Annotated in this window: 1 protein-coding gene; it reads right to left on the bottom strand. The window is 63.2% G+C overall.

Features of this window, described 5'->3' with window-relative positions; genetic code table 11:
• Positions 1-144 precede the first annotated feature (144 nt).
• Positions 145-397: helix-turn-helix domain-containing protein (locus Q3W56_RS20725; protein WP_302896708.1), on the bottom strand; the 253-nt coding region annotated here is incomplete at its 5' end.

The raw sequence follows: 397 nt of genomic DNA, 5'->3' as shown, positions 1-397 counted from the left end.
CTTCCGTAGGACTGTGCGTCCACGGCTATACAGGTACAGGGGTAGTACCCGTGCCACTCAACCACCCGATCATCCTCTCTGGGCAGGCACTGTGCGCAATGCGCTGACCAGAGGCTAGGAGATGCGGCCGAAACTGATCCCGTCTCAGTACGGGTTCTCTCCCCCAAGTTTGGCGAATTCCAGCAACCTGGGCACGTCACAGATGGTGATGTTTCGGTAACTGCATTGCACGAGCCCCAACGCCGTCAGGGTGGCCAGGCTCTTTTCGGCCGTCGGCAGTGCGAGCCCAGCCAGCGACGCCAGCTCCTTCTGGGTCAGCGTGACGTCAAGGACACGCCGCTTGCCGCCCTCGCCCGGCATCGGCTGGGCGTACGCCTGGCCCAACTCAGCGAGCACC

Source organism: Bacillus sp. C28GYM-DRY-1 (genome assembly GCF_030519405.1).
In the GTDB taxonomy this organism is placed as follows: Bacteria; Bacillota; Bacilli; order Bacillales; family Bacillaceae; genus Bacillus; species Bacillus spizizenii_A.
Note: the sequence above shows the minus strand (reverse complement) of the source record. Positions and strands in the feature narration are given on the sequence as shown.